Here is a 20,061-nt window from a genome sequence, read left to right on the forward strand (position 1 = left end):
GCAATTCTAACAGCCAAGGCAAACGTTTGCGAGTCCATTATTTAAGGGCGCGGCGGATTCTTGCGATATACTCTTTTCCAGTCTGATTGATCGCGATCAAGCGCCTTCCTGTAGCGCAACGGAGAAAAAGCGGTATAATCCGGCGATTTTTTTTGTGGCTGCCACCTGTCAGGGGAAAGGAGAAGAGTATGAAGGTCGTGGAAGTAAAACACCCACTCGTCAAACACAAGCTGGGCCTGATGCGAGAGAACGACATCAGCACCAAACGCTTTCGTGAACTCGCCTCAGAAGTGGGCAGCCTGCTGACCTATGAAGCAACGGCCGATCTGGAAACAGAAAAAGTGACCATCGAAGGCTGGAACGGCCCGGTACAGGTTGATCAAATTAAAGGTAAGAAAATCACCGTAGTGCCGATCCTGCGCGCAGGTCTGGGCATGATGGAAGGCGTGCTGGAGCACGTACCGAGCGCGCGCATCAGCGTAGTGGGTATCTACCGTAATGAAGAGACGCTGGAGCCGGTACCGTACTTCCAGAAACTGGTATCGAACATCGACGAGCGCATGGCGCTGGTTGTTGACCCGATGCTGGCGACCGGTGGTTCGATGATCGCTACCATCGACCTGTTGAAAAATGCCGGTTGCCACAGTATTAAAGTGCTGGTGCTGGTTGCCGCGCCGGAAGGGCTGGCGGCGCTGGAAAAAGCGCACCCGGATGTTGAGCTGTACACCGCGTCGATTGACCAGGGGCTGAATGAGCACGGATACATTATTCCGGGCCTCGGCGACGCCGGCGACAAAATCTTTGGTACGAAGTAACTGATAAGAAATCGAAAGCCGACTTTGATAGTCGGCTTTTTTTTGGAGTTCATAACACTGCCCGCCGTTTTGGACGGGTGGACAACAACAACACTCAGAGGAAAACACTATGACGCGCCGTGCTATCGGGGTAAGTGAAAGACCGCCGCTTTTGCAGACGATCCCGCTTAGTTTACAGCATCTGTTCGCCATGTTCGGCGCAACCGTGCTGGTGCCAATCCTGTTCCACATTAACCCGGCCACCGTGCTGCTGTTCAATGGTGTCGGAACGCTGCTGTATATCTTTATCTGTAAAGGGAAAATTCCGGCCTATTTAGGCTCCAGCTTTGCGTTTATCTCCCCGGTACTGCTGTTGCTGCCGCTGGGCTACGAAGTGGCGCTCGGCGGGTTCATTATGTGCGGCGTGCTGTTCTGCATCGTCTCGTTCATTGTGAAAAAAGCGGGCACCGGCTGGCTGGATGTGATGTTCCCGCCTGCGGCGATGGGCGCAATCGTTGCCGTCATCGGTCTGGAACTGGCGGGTGTGGCGGCGAACATGGCCGGCCTGCTGCCTGCGGAAGGGCAGTCTGCGGATTCCAAAACCGTGATTATCTCGCTGGTGACGCTGGGCGTGACGGTGTTTGGCTCGGTGCTGTTCCGCGGCTTTCTGGCGATTATCCCGATCCTGATTGGCGTGCTTGCGGGTTATGCTCTCTCCTTCGCGATGGGCGTTGTCGATACCACGCCGATTGCTCAGGCACACTGGTTCGCGCTGCCAACGTTTTACACGCCGCGTTTTGAGTGGTTTGCCATTTTCACCATTCTGCCTGCGGCGCTGGTGGTGATTGCCGAGCACGTCGGTCACCTGGTGGTGACGGCGAATATCGTCAAAAAAGATCTGATCCGCGATCCGGGTTTGCACCGCTCCATGTTCGCCAACGGCCTTTCAACCATCATCTCCGGTTTCTTCGGCTCTACGCCGAACACCACCTACGGTGAGAACATCGGCGTGATGGCGATTACCCGCGTCTACAGCACCTGGGTGATTGGCGGCGCGGCGATTATCGCCATTCTGCTCTCCTGCGTCGGTAAACTGGCGGCGGCTATCCAGATTATCCCGGTGCCGGTAATGGGCGGTGTTTCCCTGCTGCTGTATGGGGTAATCGGCGCTTCCGGTATCCGCGTGCTGATCGAATCGAAAGTGGATTACAGCAAAGCGCAAAACCTGATCCTCACCTCCGTGATCCTCATCATCGGCGTTAGCGGCGCGAAAGTGCACATTGGCGCGGCTGAATTGAAAGGCATGGCGCTGGCGACGATCGTTGGTGTGGGTCTGAGCCTGATCTTTAAACTGATTAGCGTACTGCGCCCGGAAGAAGTGGTGCTGGACGCGCCAGAAGATGACGTCGCGAAGTCGTAAACATCGTGCAGAATTGAACCGGGCCTCGCGCCCGGTTCAAACCTTGCAACATTTTGTGATAGACTCACTGCGTTTTTTGTAAGCCTTGTTGAGGTACCTCTGAACACGCCGGCACAGCTCTCCCTGCCATTGTACTTACCCGATGATGAAACCTTTGCGAGTTTCTGGCCGGGTGATAACCCCTCTTTACTGGCGGCACTGCAAAACGTTCTGCGCCAGGCGCACAGCGGATACATCTATTTCTGGTCACGTGAAGGCGCGGGCCGCAGCCATTTGCTGCATGCCGCGTGTGCCGAACTCTCCCAGCGCGGCGATGCCGTAGGCTATGTGCCGCTCGATAAGCGCACCTGGTTTGTACCGGAAGTGCTGGATGGGATGGAGCAACTCTCGCTGGTGTGTATCGACAATATCGAATGCGTCGCCGGTGACGAGCCGTGGGAGATGGCGATTTTCAACCTCTACAATCGCATTCTGGAACAGGGCAAAACCCGCTTGCTGATAACCGGCGACAGACCGCCGCGCCAGCTCAATCTGGGGTTGCCGGATCTGGCCTCAAGGCTGGACTGGGGGCAAATCTACAAGCTGCAACCGCTCTCCGACGAAGACAAATTACAAGCCTTACAGCTGCGGGCGCGGATCCGCGGGTTTGAACTGCCGGAAGACGTGGGGCGGTTTTTGTTAAAGCGGCTGGACAGAGAAATGCGCACGCTGTTCGATACGCTGGATGAGCTGGATCGCGCGTCGATCACCGCCCAGCGCAAGCTGACCATTCCGTTCGTCAAAGAGATCCTCAAACTCTGAACCCTCGCCACGCGGCGAGGGTTTTTTAATGCTACAAAATCTCCAGCACCTTCTCCGGCGGGCGACCGATTCGCGCTTTGCCGTGGCTAACGACAATCGGGCGTTCAAGCAGTTTCGGGTTATCCACCAGCGCCTGCACCAGTTGCGCTTCCGTCAGTGCGCTATCGCTAAGCTGTAATTCTTTATAGAGATCTTCTTTGCTACGCATCAGTTCGCGCGCGCTGGACATACCGAGCATTTTCAGCAGTTTTTGCACCGTCGCCACGTCCGGCGGGGTCTCGAGGTAGAGCACCACTTCTGGCTCAACGCCGTTTTCCTTCAGCAGCGCCAGCGTTTCGCGGCTCTTTGAGCAGCGTGGGTTATGGTAAATCTTCACCGTCTCTGACATCTCTTCTCCTTATTACATTTTCTGGTACGGCTTGAACCGTTGCTGCAACTCGCGTAGCTGGTCAATTCGCGCATCGTAACGCGCCTGTTGCAGGCTGCCGAGTTTCACCTGCGAACTGGCGCTGCTTAGCAAGGTGATCGCCTGATCCAGTTTGCCTACCAGCGCTAACCCTTCGGCACGCGCGGCCAGTTCCTGATCGCGGTTATTCAGTGCCGCTTCGGCCTGCGCCAGTAAATCCCAGCCGTTGACATCCTCTTTATTCGTAAAGGTGTAACGGTTAAGAATGCGCGCGGCTTCCGCAGGCTGACCACCTTCCAGGTAAGCGTTCGCCAGGTTGAGTTGTAGCACCGGGTTAGTTTTCAGTTCGCTGGCACCATTGAGGCGTTTAATGGCGTCCGCGCTTTTGCTCTGTCCTAAATCGATATCGGTCGCCAGGTCGATATACCAGGCATTGTTCGGGCTGGCGTTCAGCAGCGGCTGCAAGATTTTTGCCGCCTCGGCGTAATTTTTCGCTTCCATTGCCTGTAACGCCCGACCATATTGCGCCGCGCGTTGTTCACGCACGTTGCCTTTCGACCAGCCATCCAGCAGGTCACTGGTGAGCTGGTTACGCCCGGAGTTGTACATGCCCAGCGTTCTGGCTTTCGCCATGTAGAACTCTTCGGATGATTGCACCACCACCGGACGCATCTGGTTGGCGCGGTTGCGCGCATCCGACAAGCGGCTTTCCGGCAACGGGTGCGTCAGCAAAATTTCCGGCGGGCGCGTGGAGTAGCGCGACTGATCCAGCAGTTTTTCGAGGAAGGTCGGCATCGCTTGCGGATCAAACCCGGCGCGTTGCAGCACCTGAATACCGATGCGGTCCGCTTCCTGTTCGTTCTGCTGGGTAAAACTGATAAGCCCTTGCTGTGTTCCGGCCAGCGTGCCGGTGAGCGCGCCCATCCCGGCTTGCGGGTTAGCCATCGCCAGCAAAATAGAACCCAGCACGCCCGCCCAGGTCAGCGGCGCGTTGCGTTTTTGGTCTTCCATCGCGCGCGCCAGGTGGCGCTGGGTGACGTGGGAGATTTCGTGCGCCATCACCGAGGCCAGTTGGCTCTCGTTATCCGTATAACGGAACAGCGCGGAGTGCAGCACCACATTGCCACCAAAAAAGGCGAAGGCGTTGATCTCATCGTTATTGACGAGATAGAAGTGGAAAGGGGTTTTGACCGAATCCGCGTGCGCCACCAGACGCATACCGAGGGAATTAATGTACTGCACCAGCAGCGGATCATTAATCAGTGGCGCGCTGCCGCGAAGCTGGCGAACGTAATAGTCGCCCATCTGCATCTCCTGACCAATGGAGAGCGTGCTTCCCGCCGAGGTGCCCATATCCGGCAACGTGCTGTCTATCGAATCAGCCCATGCCGGGGCAACGCTACCTGCACTGAGTGCGGCAATCAGGGTTGCGACCAGCGTTCGTTTCAACTGCCTGAACATAACCTCTTTCCTGTATTTGGGGTGACACACTGTTGACCTGCTTTCGGCGGCGTCGTTCCGGCTCACCGGCCTTCGAGTGTAGCCGCCTTTAGGGATGAAAAACATTGTATTCAGTGGATTGCTATGTTTCCCGCAAAGGATACGAAAAGCGAAGTCTTTTTTGTGACATTTCGATACAATTCCACTCCTTACCCCCGCTCAAGAGGTTCATAAAGGAACGTTATGCTCGAAATGTTAATGCAGTGGTATCGCCGCCGCTTCAGCGATCCGGAGGCGATTGCGCTGCTGGTCATTCTGCTCGCGGGGTTCTGTATTCTCTTCTTCTTCAGCGGCCTTCTTGCGCCGCTGCTGGTAGCGCTGGTGATCGCTTACCTGCTTGAGTGGCCTACCGCACGTCTGCAACGTATCGGCTGTTCGCGTACCTGGGCTGCCACAATAGTTCTGGTGCTGTTTGTCGGCATCCTGCTGGTGATGGCGTTTGTGGTGATGCCGGTTGCCTGGCAGCAGGGGATTTACCTGATCCGTGATATGCCCGGCATGTTAAGCAAACTCTCTGATTTTGCCGCCACCTTACCGCGCCGTTACCCGGCGTTAATGGATGCGGGGATCATCGATGCGATGGCGGAAAACATGCGCTCCCGCATGCTGACAATGGGCGATTCCGTGGTGAAATATTCGCTCGCCTCGCTGGTCGGGTTGCTGACGCTGGCGGTCTATCTGGTGCTGGTGCCGCTGATGGTTTTCTTCCTGGTAAAAGATAAAGAGCAGATGCTCAACGCCGTGCGCCGCGTGCTGCCGCGCAACCGTGGGCTGGCAGGCCAGGTGTGGAAAGAGATGAACCAGCAAATCACCAACTACATCCGTGGCAAAGTGCTGGAGATGATTGTCGTCGGCGTCGCCACCTGGATCGGTTTTATCCTGTTTGGTCTCAACTACTCCCTGCTGCTGGCGGTGCTGGTCGGCTTCTCGGTGCTGATCCCCTATATCGGCGCGTTTGTCGTCACCATTCCGGTGGTTGGCGTGGCGCTGTTCCAGTTCGGTCTTGGCACTGAGTTCTGGAGCTGCTTTGCCGTTTATCTGATTATTCAGGGGCTGGATGGCAACCTGCTGGTGCCGGTGCTGTTCTCCGAAGCGGTTAACCTGCACCCGCTGGTGATCATTTTATCGGTGATTATCTTCGGCGGGCTGTGGGGCTTCTGGGGCGTCTTTTTCGCTATTCCGCTGGCGACGCTGATTCAGGCGGTGATCCACGCCTGGCCGGATTCGCCGCCGGTGTCAGAAGAGTAATCTTGCCGGGCGGTAGCCAGCTTGCCGCCCGGCATTCTCCTCAATGCGTCCCGTTCTGATGACGCAGATAGATAATCCAGTACGTCACCCCCACCAGCACGCCGCCGCCGATAATATTGCCAATCGTCACTGGCAGCAGGTTATCGGTAATCACGTTACTGATGGTCAGCGCCGGGAAGTTATCTGGCGAGCTGTGTACCGCCGTCCAGAAACTCTGTGGTGAAAAGTCACGAATGATCACCGCCAGCGGCAGCAAAAACATGTTGGCGATGCTGTGCTCAAAACCGCTGGCGACAAACATGCCGATTGGCAGCAACATCGCCATGATTTTATCCGTCAACGTATGGCCGGAATAACTCATCCACACCGCCAGACAGACCATTAAATTGCACAGCGTGCCCAGGCACACCGCTTCGATAAAGGTGTGGTGCATTTTATGGTCAGCGGTTTGCAACACATTCAGCCCCCACAAGCCGTTGCTGTTCATGGCCTGGCCGCCAAACCAAATCAACGCCACAAAAAACAGTGCCCCTACGAGGTTGCCGAAATAGACGATCACCCAGTTGGTAAACAGTTGCCGCCAGCTAATCAACCCGCTGGCTTTCGCCATCACCGTCAGCACGGTTGAGGTAAAGAGATCCGCCCCGCAGACCACCACCAGAATCAGCCCGAGGGAAAAACAGACACCGCCCGCCAGCTTCGCCAGCGCGGTCGCAGGCGCAGGCCCGGCGGTAACGGTGATGTAAAACACAAACGCAATCGAGATAAACACGCCCGCAGTAATCGCGAGGAAGAACGACAGCTCTTTTCGTTTGCTGACTTTATACAATCCAGACTGCTCGGCGACTTTTGCCATTTCCGCAGGAAGTCGCAGGTCAAACGCGTTGCCAGTATCCATTTGATTCTCCTGATTCAATGCATAGTAGACACCCGCCGTCTTATGCATAGCGCATACCAGCGACAAACCAGAGAGCGTTAGCGGGTTCACAGAACCCGAAGGGGGTTACAGCACTTCGCGCACGGCGATACCAAGACGTTGCATTCGCGATAACAGCGTGGTGCGTTTCATGCCGAGTTTGGCGGCCGCGCCGCGCGGCCCGGCGACAATGCCGTTGGTTTCGCGCAGCACCTGAATAATTTGCTGGCGTTCCGCTTCGTCATTTTCCGGCGGCTCCGGGCGCATCATCTCCGCCACTTTGGGCAGCGTGAAGGGGAAGGGATCGTGGCTAACCGGCTGCACCATGCTGACGGGCTGGGCGTGCAGATGCAGGTTTAAGGTGTTGTCGCGCGCCAGCAGCACCGCGCGTTCAATGACGTTTTCCAGCTCGCGCACGTTGCCGGGCCACTCATAGCGCATCAGTTGCTGGATGGTGTCGGCGGGAATGGTATCAATGGTGCGATTGAGGCGGCGCGCCAGTTTTTGCGTGAAATAACGTGCCAGCAGCGGAATATCGTCCGGCCGCTCGCGTAGCGGCGGTAGCACCAGCGGAAACACATTCAGGCGGTAAAACAGATCGTTACGGAATTCGCGATCAATCACCATCTGGCGCAGATCGCGGTTGGTGGCGGCAATCACCCGTACGTTAACCGGAATGGTTTTCGTACCGCCGATGCGTTCGATCTCGCGCTCCTGCAACACCCGCAACAGCTTCGGTTGCAGCTCAAGCGGCATATCGCCGATTTCATCGAGGAACAGTGTGCCTTCATCAGCCATCTCAAAGCGCCCGCGATGGGCGTTAATCGCCCCGGTGAAAGCGCCTTTATCGTGACCAAACAGCTCGCTTTCCAGCAGGCTGGCGGGAATGGCGGCACAGTTGATTTTCACCAGCGGTTTGTCTTTGCGCGGGCTCATCTGGTGCAGCGCGCGGGCGATGATCTCCTTGCCGGTGCCGGTTTCACCGAGGATCAGCACCGTACTGTCGCTCAGTGCCACAATATTGACCTGCTGAAGCACGTCGCGCATGGCATCGCTCTGGTAAATGATGTCGCCAAAACTCTGGCTGGAGGCGATTTGCTCGTTCAGTTTGCGGTTTTCGCTGTTCAGATTCTCTTTTAAATGGATCACCTGCCGGTAGGCGTCGGCATTATCGACGGCAATGCCAATTCTGTCGGCAATTTGCTGCAATAATCGACAGTTTTGCTCACTGAAAATCGAGGCGTCCCGGTGCGCCAGCAACAGCACGCCAGGCGCGTGGTGGCTGAAGGTCAGCGGCAAAATAAACACCACGTTTAACCCCTGCATCAATAGCTGTTGCAATACCGGATCGCGCTGCCATAACCCGGCATCCTGCGCCTGGTGCAGCAGCGCACCCTGATTTTCGTTGAGCGCCGCCAGCACCACCGGGCTATCACTGCGCAGCGCAAAGCGCTCGGTTTCCGGCGGGCAGCTGGGAAAGTGGGTGGCATGGCAAATAAGCTGGCGGGAGTGCAGCGTGTCGCGCAGAACCACGCGGACATTATCGATACCGAAAAAGCGGTGAATTTCCTGCGAAACATCGGCGATCAGATCGTCAAGATCCAGATGCGAAAGCACCGAGTTGGTAATGTCCACCAGCACCCGATCATGGTCGCGCTCTTCACGCAGTGTTTCGATCGACTCGCTCAACGCTACCTGAGAAAGTTGTGTTTCCAGCGCCTGGCTTGCCAGCCGCGCCAGCCAGCTAAACATCGTGTTGTCCTGCTCCGTGAACTGGCCGTTATCGGTACGGGCAAAACGCAACTCCAGCGCCTCACTTTGCGCCAGCAGAATAAGGTGCAGCGAACTGTCGCTGACTTTTCCGCCGTATTCACGCTCGCTGGTTTCGACGCTGCCATCATCAAAGCAGCGCCAGAAGTGGGCGTTATTTAAGCGTAATTCGATAAACTGGACGGGGCTGAAAGGCGGCGGTAAAGGGATAAACGCCCGGAGTAACGAAGTGTGAGTATTCTGTTCCAGCAACTGCCGTAAGATCATGGATACGTCGCCCTTAATAGTGAGCGTAAATAGTACATTACCCCTTATTTTTGTAGTGTTACAAGCTTCACGTATAAATCACTGGGGTGACATTTATGTGATGAATCATTCAGCGCAACAGCCGTACCATCAGGTAGATCGCCGGTTCATGCGCCATATCCTGTAAATGTTGCAGCAACTGGCGGCTCCAGCTCCGCCAGGGTTCTTCTGCGGTTTTTGATAACTGCACGCATGTCGGTGCCAGCGTATTCACGTGGCTGGCATCGATGACGATTTCGCCAAAAGTTAATAACCCCTGCATTTTGCGCCTGGCTTCGACGTCGTCGATTAACGTTAGCCAGTGCTGATACTCATCAAGCGGGCATTCGAGCGCCACGTTGAGGCAGTCAATCACCCCAACGTGATGACCAATCGCCAGCGAGTAGTACATCACCTGGCGACTTTTATCTTCCAGTTCGACGCTGTTATCGACAAACTTCTGCCGCAGCATCCAGAACATCACTTTCGCTTGCTGCTCAGACATGGGCACGCTCCAGCTCGTTCATCAGTTGCTGCACGATGGAGGTCAGATGCGGGTCCGCCGCCTGTTGCAGCCAGTTATTTACCCGCAACGTAGCCTGCGCGGGATCGCCTGCGGTTAATAAAGCGAAGAGCTGGTCGGTGATCTCGCGTCCCTGGCGATAACCCGCCAGCTGGCGCGCCAGCCGTTCAAGCGTCACGCGCAATGCCAGTGGCAGTGTCGGCCAGCGTACGCTGGCAATTTCATCTGCCGCTTGTTGATGGTCGACGGCGTGCAGTTTTTGCTCCAGCAAGCCAAGCGCCACCGCGAAACCGTGGATGGTTGCTGCTGGCGTCGGCGGACAGCCGGGGATCCACACATCAATCGGCACAATGGTGTCGCTGCCGCCCCACACGCAGTAGAGATCGTGAAAAATCCCGCCGCCGACGCCGCACGCGCCGTAGGAGATGGCGATTTTATGATCCGGTGCCGATTCCCAGGCGCGCAGGGCAGGCATGCGCATGGCGCGCGTGACCGCGCCGGTAAACAGCAAAATATCCGCGTGGCGCGGCGAAGCCACCACTTTGATGCCAAAGCGTTCCGCGTCAAACAGCGGCGTAATAGCGGCAAAAATTTCGATTTCACACCCGTTGCAGCCGCCGCAATCGACGCGGTAAACGTAGGCAGAACGCTGGATATCGCGCAGCAGTAGCTGTTTCATTTTCTGCGCGGATTCCTCGAGCGGCACCGGCTGGCTGACATGCTGGTTCAGCACTTTCAGGTCGGAACTCATGCTTGCTCCTTCAGGTAATAGTGCACGTTAACGCTGCCGCGATGCTCCAGCGCCGCGCGTCGGCGGCACGCCGGGCAGAGAGAGGCCTGCGCCCGCAGGTTCTCAAGCTGGTGCGGTGCGTTTTGGTTCAGGGCCAGCAGTTCCACCGCCAGCGCCACGGATTTTTCTGGCGCGAACGGCACGCCGCACTCGCTACAGTGCTGCAGGCGGAAGGTGGCGCGCACATACAGATCGGCTTTGTTAGTGACCGCCAGTTCAAACTCTTCCGACAGACGGATCGCCCGCGTCGGGCACACCTCTTCGCAGCGCCCGCAGTAGATGCAGCGGCCGATGAACAGTTGCCAGACGCGGCTGTTCTCCCCGGCATCCGTTTCCAGCGTGAGCGCGTTCGCCGGACAGGCGGTGGTACAGGCGCCGCAAGCGATGCATTGCTGCGGATCCAGTTCCGGTTTGCCGCGAAACCCCGGGCACACCTCCAGCGGTGCGAACGGGTATTTCACCGTCGGCTCGCCCGCTCTGAGAATGGTTTTCAACAATTTCAGCATCGTTTCTTTCCTTACTTCAGCGGCGAGTGGCGACGTTCAATGCCGTAACGTTCGATCTCTTTGTAGGGCACGGTTGTCGATTTACGCTTGCGCACATCCACCAGCGTCACGCGGTCGGTACACGAATAGCAGGGATCGAGGCTGCCGATAATCAGCGGCGCATCGGAAACGGTATTGCCGCGCAGCATATAGCGGAGCACCGGCCAGTTGGCGTAGGTCGCCGCGCGACAGCGCCAGCGGTAAAGTTTCTGGTTGTCGCCGAGCATGCTCCAGTGCACATCTTCACCGCGTGGCGCTTCCACATAACCGAGGGCGAATTTATGCGGCTGATAGCTGAACCCTTCGGTCAGCAGCGGCGTATCCGGCAGGTTATCAAGGGCAAACTCAATCATTGCCAGCGAATCGAACACCTCTTTCACCCGCACCATAACGCGTGAAAAGACGTCGCCATCCGGCCAGGTAAACAGCGTTTTCGGCAGGCTGCCGTAGTCGGCGTACGGATGATCGAAACGTAAATCGCGGGCAAAACCGCTGCCGCGGATCAGCGGCCCGACCGGGCTGAAATCGCGTGCGACCTGGCGGTCAAGAATGCCCACCCCCTGGGTGCGCTGCGCCATGTTGGGCGTGGAGAGCAGCATATCGACCAGTTGCGCCACTTCCGCGCGCATCTCTTTCACCAGTTGAATGGTTTTGACGCGTTGCTCTTTGAGAATGTCGCGGCGGATACCGCCAATCAGATTCAGACCATAGGTTTTGCGCGAACCGGTGAGCAACTCAGCCATGGTCATCGATTTTTCGCGGATGCGGAAAAACTGCATAAAACCGGTATCAAAACCGACAAAGTGGCTGGAAAGACCGATGTTGAGCAGATGGCTGTGCAGCCGTTCCACTTCCAGCAGCACTGAACGGATGGTGTGCGCCCGCTGCGGCACCACAATGCCGAGCGCGTTTTCCACCGAGGTGGTGTAAGCCACGCTGTGGGCAAAGCCGCAAATGCCGCAAACCCTGTCCGACAGGAATGTCACTTCGTTGTAGCCCATGCGGGTTTCCGCCAGCTTCTCCATGCCGCGATGGACATAAAACAAGCGGTAATCGGCATCGACAATCCGTTCACCATCGACAAACAAGCGGAAATGCCCCGGTTCATCCGAAGTGATATGCAGCGGGCCTATCGGCACAATGCGCGCCGAATTGCCGCCATCGTTGATAAAGGTGTAGTTTTCCGTGTCGCTGGTAGGTTCCGGGCGCAGACGGTAATCCATGGTGTCTTTGCGCAGCGGGTGCAGATCGTCCGGCCAGTCATCCGGTAGCACCAGGCGGCGCTGATCCGGCAAACCAACCGGGATCAGACCGTACATATCGCGGATCTCACGTTCGCCCCATACCGCGGCGGGTACGCGCGGCGTCACCGACGGGAACTCGCGCGTGTCGGCATCGACCAGCGCTTTCACCACAATCCAGCACTTTTCCGCACCTTCCATCGACAGCGCGTAGTAGACCGCGTAATGACCATTCAGGGTACGTTCATCGTTGCCGAACAGCACCGGTAACCAGCCGTCATGCTGGTAATAGAGGTAGTGCACGATGTCCGGCAACAGATTGATTTTGACCGTTATAGTGACTTGTTCGAAGGTCTGGCGCTCCTCGTCCAGCACCGCGCCGGGAAACTGCGCCTTCAATGCAGCAAGACAGGCGTTGCCGCGAGGTTGCTGGAGATTCACGCTTGCTAAGTAACTCACTTTCACTCTCCCTGACGATGCGACGGCGTTGCCGATGCGGCGGTGGTATCAAAATTGGCCCACAGCCAGCTAAGCTGGGTGGGATGATCATCATTGTTTTGCTGCACGATGGTGGCAGCGCTGGCCAGTAACCGGCTGACCGGCTGAGGAATATGCGTACCCATCACCAGCATCATCACCAGTAAAATCACCATCGGCGCGGTAGTGAGCCAGCCCAGCTCGCCGGTTGCCACCTGCTGCGGCGGCGTGGCGAACAGCACTTTCGCCACCATGCGCACCAGCCCGCCGAGCACCAGCGTCAGTAACACCAGCAGCAGGATGGTGACGGCGAGATGTTCCGCCGCCAGCCCGGCGGTGACGGTCATAAACTCACTGAGGAAAATATTGAATGGCGGCATACCGCCCAGCGCCAGCGCGCCGCCGCCGAGCAGCACGGCGGTAAACGGCATCACTTTCAGCATCCCGCACACCACATCCATATTGCGGGTGCCGTACTTCAGCAGCACATTGCCGGAGCCGCAGAACAGCAGCGTTTTCGCCAGACTATGATTGAGCGTGTGCAGCAGCGCCGCCAGAATACCAAGCGGGCCGCCGATGCCGAGCGCAACGGCCACCAGCCCCATGTTTTCCACGCTGGAATAAGCCAGCAGGCGTTTCATATCCTGCTGCACCAGAATGAAGAACGCGGCGACGCCCACCGACAGCAGACCAAAAATCAGCAGTAGCCGGTTGGGGAAACTGTCCCCGATGGCATGACAAATAATGATGTAGTAGCGGATCAGCACCAGCAGGGCGCAGTTGAGCAGCACCGCCGAGAGCAGGGCGCTCACCGGGCTCGGCGCTTCGCTGTGCGCGTCCGGCAGCCACGCGTGCATCGGGAACAGCCCGGTTTTAGTACCAAAACCAATCAGCACAAACACAAACGCCAGCACCATCAGCGTCGGGTCGAGCTGGTTGCTCTCTTTCAGCACTTCGGTCCAGAAAATGGCGTGATCAGGCTGCGCCATAAAACTGGCGGCATTGGCGTACACCAGCACCGTACCGAACAGGCCAAACGCCACGCCAACGGTACAGATGATGATGTATTTCCATGCCGCTTCCAGCGACGAGCGCTGCCCGTAAATACCGACCAGAAAAGCGGAACTGAGCGTAGTGGCTTCGATCGCCGCCCACATCACAATCAGGTTATTGCTGGTGACCACCAGCAGCATGGTGAACAGGAACAGGTGAAAAAAACCGTAGTAGTAACAGAGCGTCGGTACGCTGATTTCACCGTGATCAACTTCATGGCGCATATAGCCAATCGAGTAGAGGCCGGTGATAAAACCGATAACGCCCAGCAGCGACAGGAACAGCCCGCTCAGGCTGTCGATATGCAACCAGCGGCTGGCGGCGAAAATTTCCCCTTCGCGCACCGCTTCCGCGACCGTCCACAGGGCGATAACCAGCAGCAGCGCAATCCCCAGCGTATGCACCACCGTAACCAGCGTGCGCGCGGCATTGCCGCTCAGGCGGCAGGCGAAGCACAGCGCAGAAACCAGCAGCGGCGTCAGCAGTAACAACGTGAACATCAAGGTATGGCTCATGGTGTTACCCCTTCAGCGCCGTCAGCGTGTTGACATCCAGCGTGCCGTGGGTGCGCCAGATTTTCCGTGCCAGTAGCACCATCACAATCACCGCGAAAATGGCGTCGGTGGCGATGCCAATCTCCACCAGCTCCGGCGCGCGCCAGGCGAGCAGCGCCAGCACCAGGTGCGAGCCGTTCTCCATCAGGCAGTAGCCGAAGATCTGCCGCAAAATATTGCGCTGGCTGATAATGCACAGCAGCCCAAGCAGGAAGTGACCGAGCGCAACGGCGAGCGCCGGTTTGAGCTGGGCGATCATCGGTAATTGCACCGGGCGCACCACAAACCAGCACAGCAGCACAATTGCCGCCGCCATCAGCACCAGCGTGGCCGGGCCAAACAGCCGTTCTCCAACGCCGGATTGCGCCATCTTGCGAAAGGCGTAGCCCATGATCAGCGGCACCAGCAGCACTTTGGTGAAGAACGCGCTGAACGACCACATCAGCAACTGTTCGGCGTCCAGCAACTGCGACAGGGTAAAAAAGATAGAGACCAGCACCAGCGATTGCAGGGCATACAACCAGCAGGAGACGGAGTAGCGTCTGGCGCAGGTGACCAGCAGCGAGGTGAACATCATCAGCCCCGCCAGGTTGTTAACAAGCAGTGTTCCCGTCATTATCGACTCCCTTATCCAAGCCACGCCGCAGCGATCACGCTTGAGCACAGCGACATCACAATCAGAATCACCAGCACCAGTTTCATCGCGTACGGCAGCGGTGCGGCCTGCGCCACTTCTTCGCTCGGCTCACCTGGCACCACGCGCCCGAACCAGTAAATAAACCAGCCGAAGCTGGCAACGGACTCCACCAGCGCCAGAATCATCACCGCCAGTAAAATCGGGGCGTCATTCGACAGGGCAAACCCGGCGGCGAAGAGAGGGAATTTACTGAAGAAACCGTTAAACGGCGGCACGCCGGTGATCGCCAGCGCGGCAACGCAAAAGCCAATGCCCGCCAGCGGCAATGTCTTCATTACCCCGCGCAAGCGCGGCAACAGACGCGTACCGCAGCTGTAGCTGAGTGCGCCCGCCACGAGGAAAAACAGGCTTTTGGCAAAGGCGTGGTTGAAGATGTAAACAATCCCCGCTTTGAAGGCCAGCGGTGAACCGAAGGTCGACAGCGACAGGGCGAGGAAGATCCATGCCAGTTGCGAGATGGTCGACCAGGCCAGCAGCCGTTTCATATCTTTTTGCGGCAGGTACATCAAAAAGCCGTATACCAGCGTCAGCGTCGCCATGCCGACACCAATCCAGCTGATGGTGTGAGGAATGTGCCCGCCTTCGGCGATTGCGCGGGCAAAAATGTAGACACCCACTTTCACCATTGACGCAGCGTGCAAGTAAGCGCTCACCGGGGTTGGTGCTTCCATCGCATCCGGCAGCCAGGCTTGTAACGGCAACTGGGCGGATTTGCCCCACGCGGCAAACAGAATGCCGCCATACACCAGATAGGCCGCCGGGCCTTGTAGCTGACTGATGGCGCTCAGGGCAAAAGTGTGGGTATGCAAAAACAGCGTGGCCGCCGCCAGATAAAGGCCAAGCGAACCGACGTGCGTAATAAGCAGCGCTTTCATCGCCGCGCGCTGGGATTTTTCGCTCTGGTAATAACTAATCAGCGCCCAGGAACAGCCGCCGGTGATCTCGAAAAACAGCAGTTGCCCGAGCAGCGTGGAGGAGAGCACTAAACCGGACATCGCGCCGATAAACACCAGCAGGAACGCGTAATAACGGTTGCTGCCGTCGTGCGGATGCTCGCGGTTGCTGCGCGTCAGGTAACCGGTCGAATAGAGCGCCACCAGCAGGCCAAGAAACACCACCGCAAACAGGATCAGGGTGCTGATGCGGTCGACTAACAGACCAAACAGCACCACCTGACCCGCCGCCAGCAGCGGCATATCCGCGGTTTCACTGCCTGCCTGGTAAAAGCGCCAGGCCAGCAGCACGGTGGCAAGCGTTGCCAGAAGCGCGAAGAGCGTGGCAAGCTGCGGCGCGGTTTTCCGTGGGCAAAGCGAGACGACCAGCGCGCCGATAAAGGGCAGTAGCAGCGTCGTCAGAGCAAGAGTTTCCATTATTTTTCCGCGCTCCTTACAAACCGGTTAACCAGAGGACATAGGACAGCGCAGCCAGACTGAAGCCGAGCCAGGTCAGGCGGTGCGTCAGCAAAAAGCGCCCGCGCGCCAGCGAGTTTTCCACCACCGAGGCCAGCACAAACACCACCAGCAGTTTCAGCAGCGTGATCACCAGCGACAGCGCCATCGCGCCCACGCTGAGCGTGACGGCATTGCCGAAGGGGAAAAACAGCGCCAGCAACAGCGAGGCCATTACGACCTGTTTCAGACCGACGCCCCATTTCACCAGTGCCAGACCCGCGCCGGAGTATTCGGTCAGTGGACCTTCCTGCAACTCCTGCTCCGCTTCCGCGACGTCGAACGGGATTTTGCCCATCTCAATAAAGCAGGCGAACCCGCAAGCCAGCAGCGCTAAAAAGGTGGCGACCGGTGACATCCAGCCCGCCGCCAGCGTGTTGCTGATGGCGCTGATTTGGGTGGAACCCGCCAGTAACGCCAGCACCAGCAGCGAAAGGATCAGCATCGGCTCCACCAGGATTCCCAGCGTCAGCTCGCGGCTGGCGCCGAGGCCGGAGAAGGGGCTGCCGGTATCCAGCCCGGAAAGGGCAAAGAAGAAACGGAACAGGGCAAAGAGATAAATCAGGGTGATTAAGTCGCCCGCTCCGGCAAACGGCGCGGTACGGATAAACAGCGGCAGCGTCATCGCCACCAGCAGCATGCTGCTGAGCAACACCCACGGCATGGCGCGAAACATCAGGCCGGAGGAAGCCGGTGCGACAGCCTGGCGTTTCAGCAGCTTTTGTAAGTCGCGGTAATCCTGCCAGATCCCCGGCCCTTTTCGGGAGTGCATGCGGGCGCGGATTTGCCGGGAAACCCCGGTAAACAGCGGCGTCAGCGCCAGCAATAGGGCTGCCTGGCAGAGGGCAAATAGCCCGAGTGACCACGCAGATGTCTGTTCTAACATTGTTGTCTCCTCCTCACAGCGCGATCGTCAGCAGCAGGATCACCAGCGCGGCAATCACATACAGGCAGTAGAGCCGGAAATCGCCGCTTTGCAGGTACTGCACCACGCGGGCCACGCGCTGCGTTGCGCTGACCAGCGGGCGAATAATTTTCTCGTCCCAGAACGGCTCTGTGCGCGTTGCCGCCTGCGTAATACCGCCCAGGCTGCGCTGTAAGGGCTGAGCCGGATCGAGCTGTTTACGCAGCTGGTAAAGCGGGCCGAACATCACACGCAGCGGCTGGGTAAAGCTGCCTGCGGAAGGAGCCATGCCTTTTTCCCACGCGTAACCGCAGGCCCAGGCATCGCCGCTGCGGCGAAACGCGCCGCGCGTCTGGTGGTTGAGAAACCACAGCACGCCGGGCAGCAGGGGCAAAAGCAGTAACAGCAGGAACACGGTGGAAGGCGTCAGCATCGCTTGCTGCGCATCTCCGGGGATAAGCGTTGCGCCTTCGGCGGCGGCAAGCATTGCTGGTGGCGTTAAGCTCAGCGCGATATGCATTAATTGCGGGGCCACCCAGCTTGCGCCCACGCCGAGCACGACGCACAGCAGCGCCAGCACGGACATGGCGGCAACCATCGGCCACGGCACTTCGCGTGCCTGATCGGCTTTTTCACTGCGCGCATTGCCGCAAAAACTGACGCCGTAAACTTTCACAAAACACATTGCCGCCAGCGCACCGGTGATCGCCAGCATCACAATGGCAATGGGGCCGGCGAGGCGCGGGATGATGGCGTCAATGCGGGTCAGGGAGAACAACGACTGATAGGTATACCACTCGCTGATAAAGCCGTTCAGCGGCGGCATCGCGGAAATGGCGAGACAGCCCACCAGAAATGCGCCGGCTGTCCACGGCATCCGTTTACCGAGCGCCCCCATTTTTTCCATATCGCGGGTATGCAGACGAAAGATGATTGCGCCTGCGCCCAGAAACAGCAGGCCTTTAAACAGCGCGTGGTTAAGCAGGTGGAACAGCGCGCCGAGCAGGCCGACAGCGGCAATCACCGGTTGATGTAAAGCGATGCCCGCCATGCCGACGCCGACGCCCAGCAAAATGATGCCGATGTTCTCGACGGTGTGCCATGCCAGCAGGCGTTTGATGTCGTGCTCTGCCAGCGCGTAGAGCACGCCAAGCACCGACGACACCGCGCCAAAAGCCAGCACCACTACGCCCCACCATAACGGAATACCGCTGTGACCGAGCAGGTCGATACCGACTTTGATAATGCCGAAGATACCAATTTTCACCATCACGCCCGACATCAGCGCCGAGGCGTGCGATGGTGCAGCCGGGTGGGCGCGCGGCAGCCAACTGTGCAGCGGTAACATCCCGGCTTTGGCGCCAAAACCGAAAAAGGCCAGCAGGAAGACCGCTGACGCGGTGCCCGGTTCAAGTGTGAGCGTGCGGAAACTGGCGAAATCGAGGCTGCCGCTCTGCCGCCACATCAGGAAGAAGGCGATCATAATCAGTACCGACCCGGCGTGGGCGATAAAGAAGTAGAGCATCCCGGCGCGGATCGACTCTTCATCCTGGTCAGTGATAACCAAAAACCACGAGGCGAGGGACATCATTTCAAACAGCACGATGAACCAGAACGCGTTATCCATCACCACCAGACCGACCATTGAGGCGATAAACAGGTTCATAAAAAAGCCCATCGCCCCGGCACCCTTGCCGATGTATTCCCGCACATAGGCCAGTGAATAGAGCCCGCACAGCGTGACCAGTAGTGAGATAACGAGCACCATAAAGGCGCTCAGGTTATCCATGCGCACCACGAAATGGGCGAAATCAAACGGGCCAATGGCCTGAAAACTCAGCGGCACGCCGCCGTGCCATGCGCTCAGGGCGCTGGCGATCCCCAGCACGCCGCCAATCATGGCGGCGATCCCGGCGACGTTGATCGCCAGTTCCTGACTACGGGCAAGCAACAACGACAGGAAGCCTCCGGCGACGTACACCACGATTGACCACATCAATAATTGCAGGGCATCCATTAGCGTTGCTCCGGCGAAGAGGGAAGAGGAGGGAAGGTCACATCGGTTGAACTCAGCGCGGCCAGCTCCCGACGGGCCTTGAGCTGTTTATGCAGTGTGTTTTCCGTTTCCAGATGCAGCGCCTGCGTGGGGCAAGCCCGAACACAGGCAGGGCCTTCGGGCAGAAAGTCGCAGAGATCGCATTTCACTGCGATGGTTTGCACCCCCGCGTTCCAGCGTAAAAAGGGGTGATCGTTGGGTGCACTGCCGGGTACATCGCGCAGTTGTTCTTCGGCAATGTGATGCTCGTAACGGGCGGGAATATTAAGCGGGCGGCTGCCGGCGGGCGTGATCGCCCCGAACGGACACACCAGCCCACACAGTTTGCAGCCAATGCACAGCGTTTCGTTGAGATAAACGGCATCATCCCGAAACGAAATGGCATTAACCGGACACACCTGTTTGCATGGCGCGTCGTCACAGTGGCGGCACAGTATCGGCGCGCTTTTGGTGGGGGTGCGCACGAGTGTCAGCCGGGGATGGTGTTGCAGTCCCTGGCTTTTATGCACATCCGAGCAGGCGGCAAGGCAGGTATTGCATCCTATACACCACTCGGGATCGGCAATCACAAAGCGGTTCATTTCGGCTCCCTGGAATCGAGGTAAAAACATTGAGCCTGCTTTAGCATAACCT

18 protein-coding genes are annotated in these 20,061 nt (G+C 58.0%); 4 read left to right on the plus strand and 14 right to left on the minus strand.

Going from position 1 to position 20,061, the window contains the following annotated elements; genetic code table 11:
• Positions 1–188: 188 nt before the first annotated feature.
• The 3 genes from upp (at position 189) to O3S68_RS00450 (ending at position 3,015) form a co-directional block, all read left to right on the plus strand.
• Entirely contained in the window at positions 189–815 is a 627-nt protein-coding gene (upp, locus tag O3S68_RS00440; RefSeq protein WP_017458966.1) for a uracil phosphoribosyltransferase, read from the plus strand.
• Between the two features lie 109 nt (positions 816–924).
• Positions 925–2,214: a uracil permease gene (gene uraA / locus O3S68_RS00445; protein WP_045510364.1), complete on the plus strand. Its 1,290-nt coding sequence runs from the start codon at positions 925–927 to the stop codon at positions 2,212–2,214.
• A 99-nt stretch (positions 2,215–2,313) separates the two neighbouring features.
• A complete protein-coding gene (locus tag O3S68_RS00450) occupies positions 2,314–3,015 on the plus strand; it encodes a DnaA inactivator Hda (RefSeq protein ID WP_065370367.1) in 702 nt (233 codons plus the stop codon).
• Between the two features lie 31 nt (positions 3,016–3,046).
• On the opposite strand, the gene arsC is transcribed toward O3S68_RS00450, so the two are convergent.
• Complete coding sequence (gene arsC, locus O3S68_RS00455) at positions 3,047–3,403, minus strand: arsenate reductase (glutaredoxin) (RefSeq protein ID WP_269230577.1); 357 nt, start codon at positions 3,401–3,403, stop codon at positions 3,047–3,049.
• Between the two features lie 12 nt (positions 3,404–3,415).
• Positions 3,416–4,882: a beta-barrel assembly-enhancing protease gene (bepA, locus tag O3S68_RS00460; RefSeq protein WP_269230578.1), complete on the minus strand. Its 1,467-nt coding sequence runs from the start codon at positions 4,880–4,882 to the stop codon at positions 3,416–3,418.
• A gap of 222 nt (positions 4,883–5,104) precedes the next feature.
• Between bepA and O3S68_RS00465 the strand changes: the two genes are divergently transcribed.
• On the plus strand, positions 5,105–6,169 hold the full coding sequence (locus tag O3S68_RS00465) for an AI-2E family transporter (protein ID WP_017458961.1): 1,065 nt from the start codon (positions 5,105–5,107) through the stop codon (positions 6,167–6,169).
• A 40-nt stretch (positions 6,170–6,209) separates the two neighbouring features.
• Here the strand turns inward: O3S68_RS00465 and focA are convergent, their stop codons facing one another.
• From focA to O3S68_RS00525, 12 genes are all read right to left on the minus strand, one after another.
• On the minus strand, positions 6,210–7,067 hold the full coding sequence (gene focA, locus O3S68_RS00470; protein ID WP_269230579.1) for a formate transporter FocA: 858 nt from the start codon (positions 7,065–7,067) through the stop codon (positions 6,210–6,212).
• A gap of 105 nt (positions 7,068–7,172) precedes the next feature.
• Positions 7,173–9,122, minus strand: a complete 1,950-nt coding sequence (locus O3S68_RS00475; RefSeq protein WP_114413884.1) for a sigma 54-interacting transcriptional regulator — start codon at positions 9,120–9,122, stop codon at positions 7,173–7,175.
• A gap of 109 nt (positions 9,123–9,231) precedes the next feature.
• Complete coding sequence (locus O3S68_RS00480; protein ID WP_269230580.1) at positions 9,232–9,645, minus strand: formate hydrogenlyase maturation HycH family protein; 414 nt, start codon at positions 9,643–9,645, stop codon at positions 9,232–9,234.
• Positions 9,638–10,414, minus strand: coding sequence for an NADH-quinone oxidoreductase subunit B family protein (locus O3S68_RS00485; protein ID WP_269230581.1), 777 nt, complete (start codon positions 10,412–10,414; stop codon positions 9,638–9,640). Before O3S68_RS00485 ends, O3S68_RS00480 begins: the two co-directional genes overlap by 8 nt.
• Positions 10,411–10,959 (minus strand): hydrogenase 4 subunit H, encoded by a 549-nt coding sequence (gene hyfH / locus O3S68_RS00490; RefSeq protein WP_020454686.1) that lies wholly within the window; start codon positions 10,957–10,959, stop codon positions 10,411–10,413. The genes O3S68_RS00485 and hyfH overlap by 4 nt, the downstream gene beginning before the upstream one ends.
• Positions 10,960–10,970: 11 nt before the next feature.
• Entirely contained in the window at positions 10,971–12,680 is a 1,710-nt protein-coding gene (locus tag O3S68_RS00495) for a hydrogenase large subunit (protein WP_097407693.1), read from the minus strand.
• A 20-nt stretch (positions 12,681–12,700) separates the two neighbouring features.
• Entirely contained in the window at positions 12,701–14,284 is a 1,584-nt protein-coding gene (gene hyfF, locus O3S68_RS00500; RefSeq protein WP_269230582.1) for a hydrogenase 4 subunit F, read from the minus strand.
• 4 nt (positions 14,285–14,288) lie between these two features.
• A complete protein-coding gene (gene hyfE, locus O3S68_RS00505) occupies positions 14,289–14,939 on the minus strand; it encodes a hydrogenase 4 membrane subunit (protein WP_017458953.1) in 651 nt (216 codons plus the stop codon).
• A gap of 11 nt (positions 14,940–14,950) precedes the next feature.
• Complete coding sequence (locus O3S68_RS00510) at positions 14,951–16,390, minus strand: hydrogenase 4 subunit D (protein ID WP_269230583.1); 1,440 nt, start codon at positions 16,388–16,390, stop codon at positions 14,951–14,953.
• Positions 16,391–16,406: 16 nt separating this feature from the next.
• Positions 16,407–17,354 (minus strand): respiratory chain complex I subunit 1 family protein, encoded by a 948-nt coding sequence (locus tag O3S68_RS00515; RefSeq protein ID WP_044489443.1) that lies wholly within the window; start codon positions 17,352–17,354, stop codon positions 16,407–16,409.
• Positions 17,355–17,367: 13 nt separating this feature from the next.
• Positions 17,368–19,389: a hydrogenase 4 subunit B gene (gene hyfB, locus O3S68_RS00520; protein WP_269230584.1), complete on the minus strand. Its 2,022-nt coding sequence runs from the start codon at positions 19,387–19,389 to the stop codon at positions 17,368–17,370.
• A complete protein-coding gene (locus O3S68_RS00525) occupies positions 19,389–20,009 on the minus strand; it encodes a 4Fe-4S dicluster domain-containing protein (RefSeq protein ID WP_269230585.1) in 621 nt (206 codons plus the stop codon). Before O3S68_RS00525 ends, hyfB begins: the two co-directional genes overlap by 1 nt.
• Between the last annotated feature and the right edge of the window lie 52 nt (positions 20,010–20,061).

The sequence above is a fragment of the Kosakonia sp. SOY2 genome, assembly GCF_027109175.1.
GTDB lineage: Bacteria > Pseudomonadota > Gammaproteobacteria > Enterobacterales > Enterobacteriaceae > Kosakonia.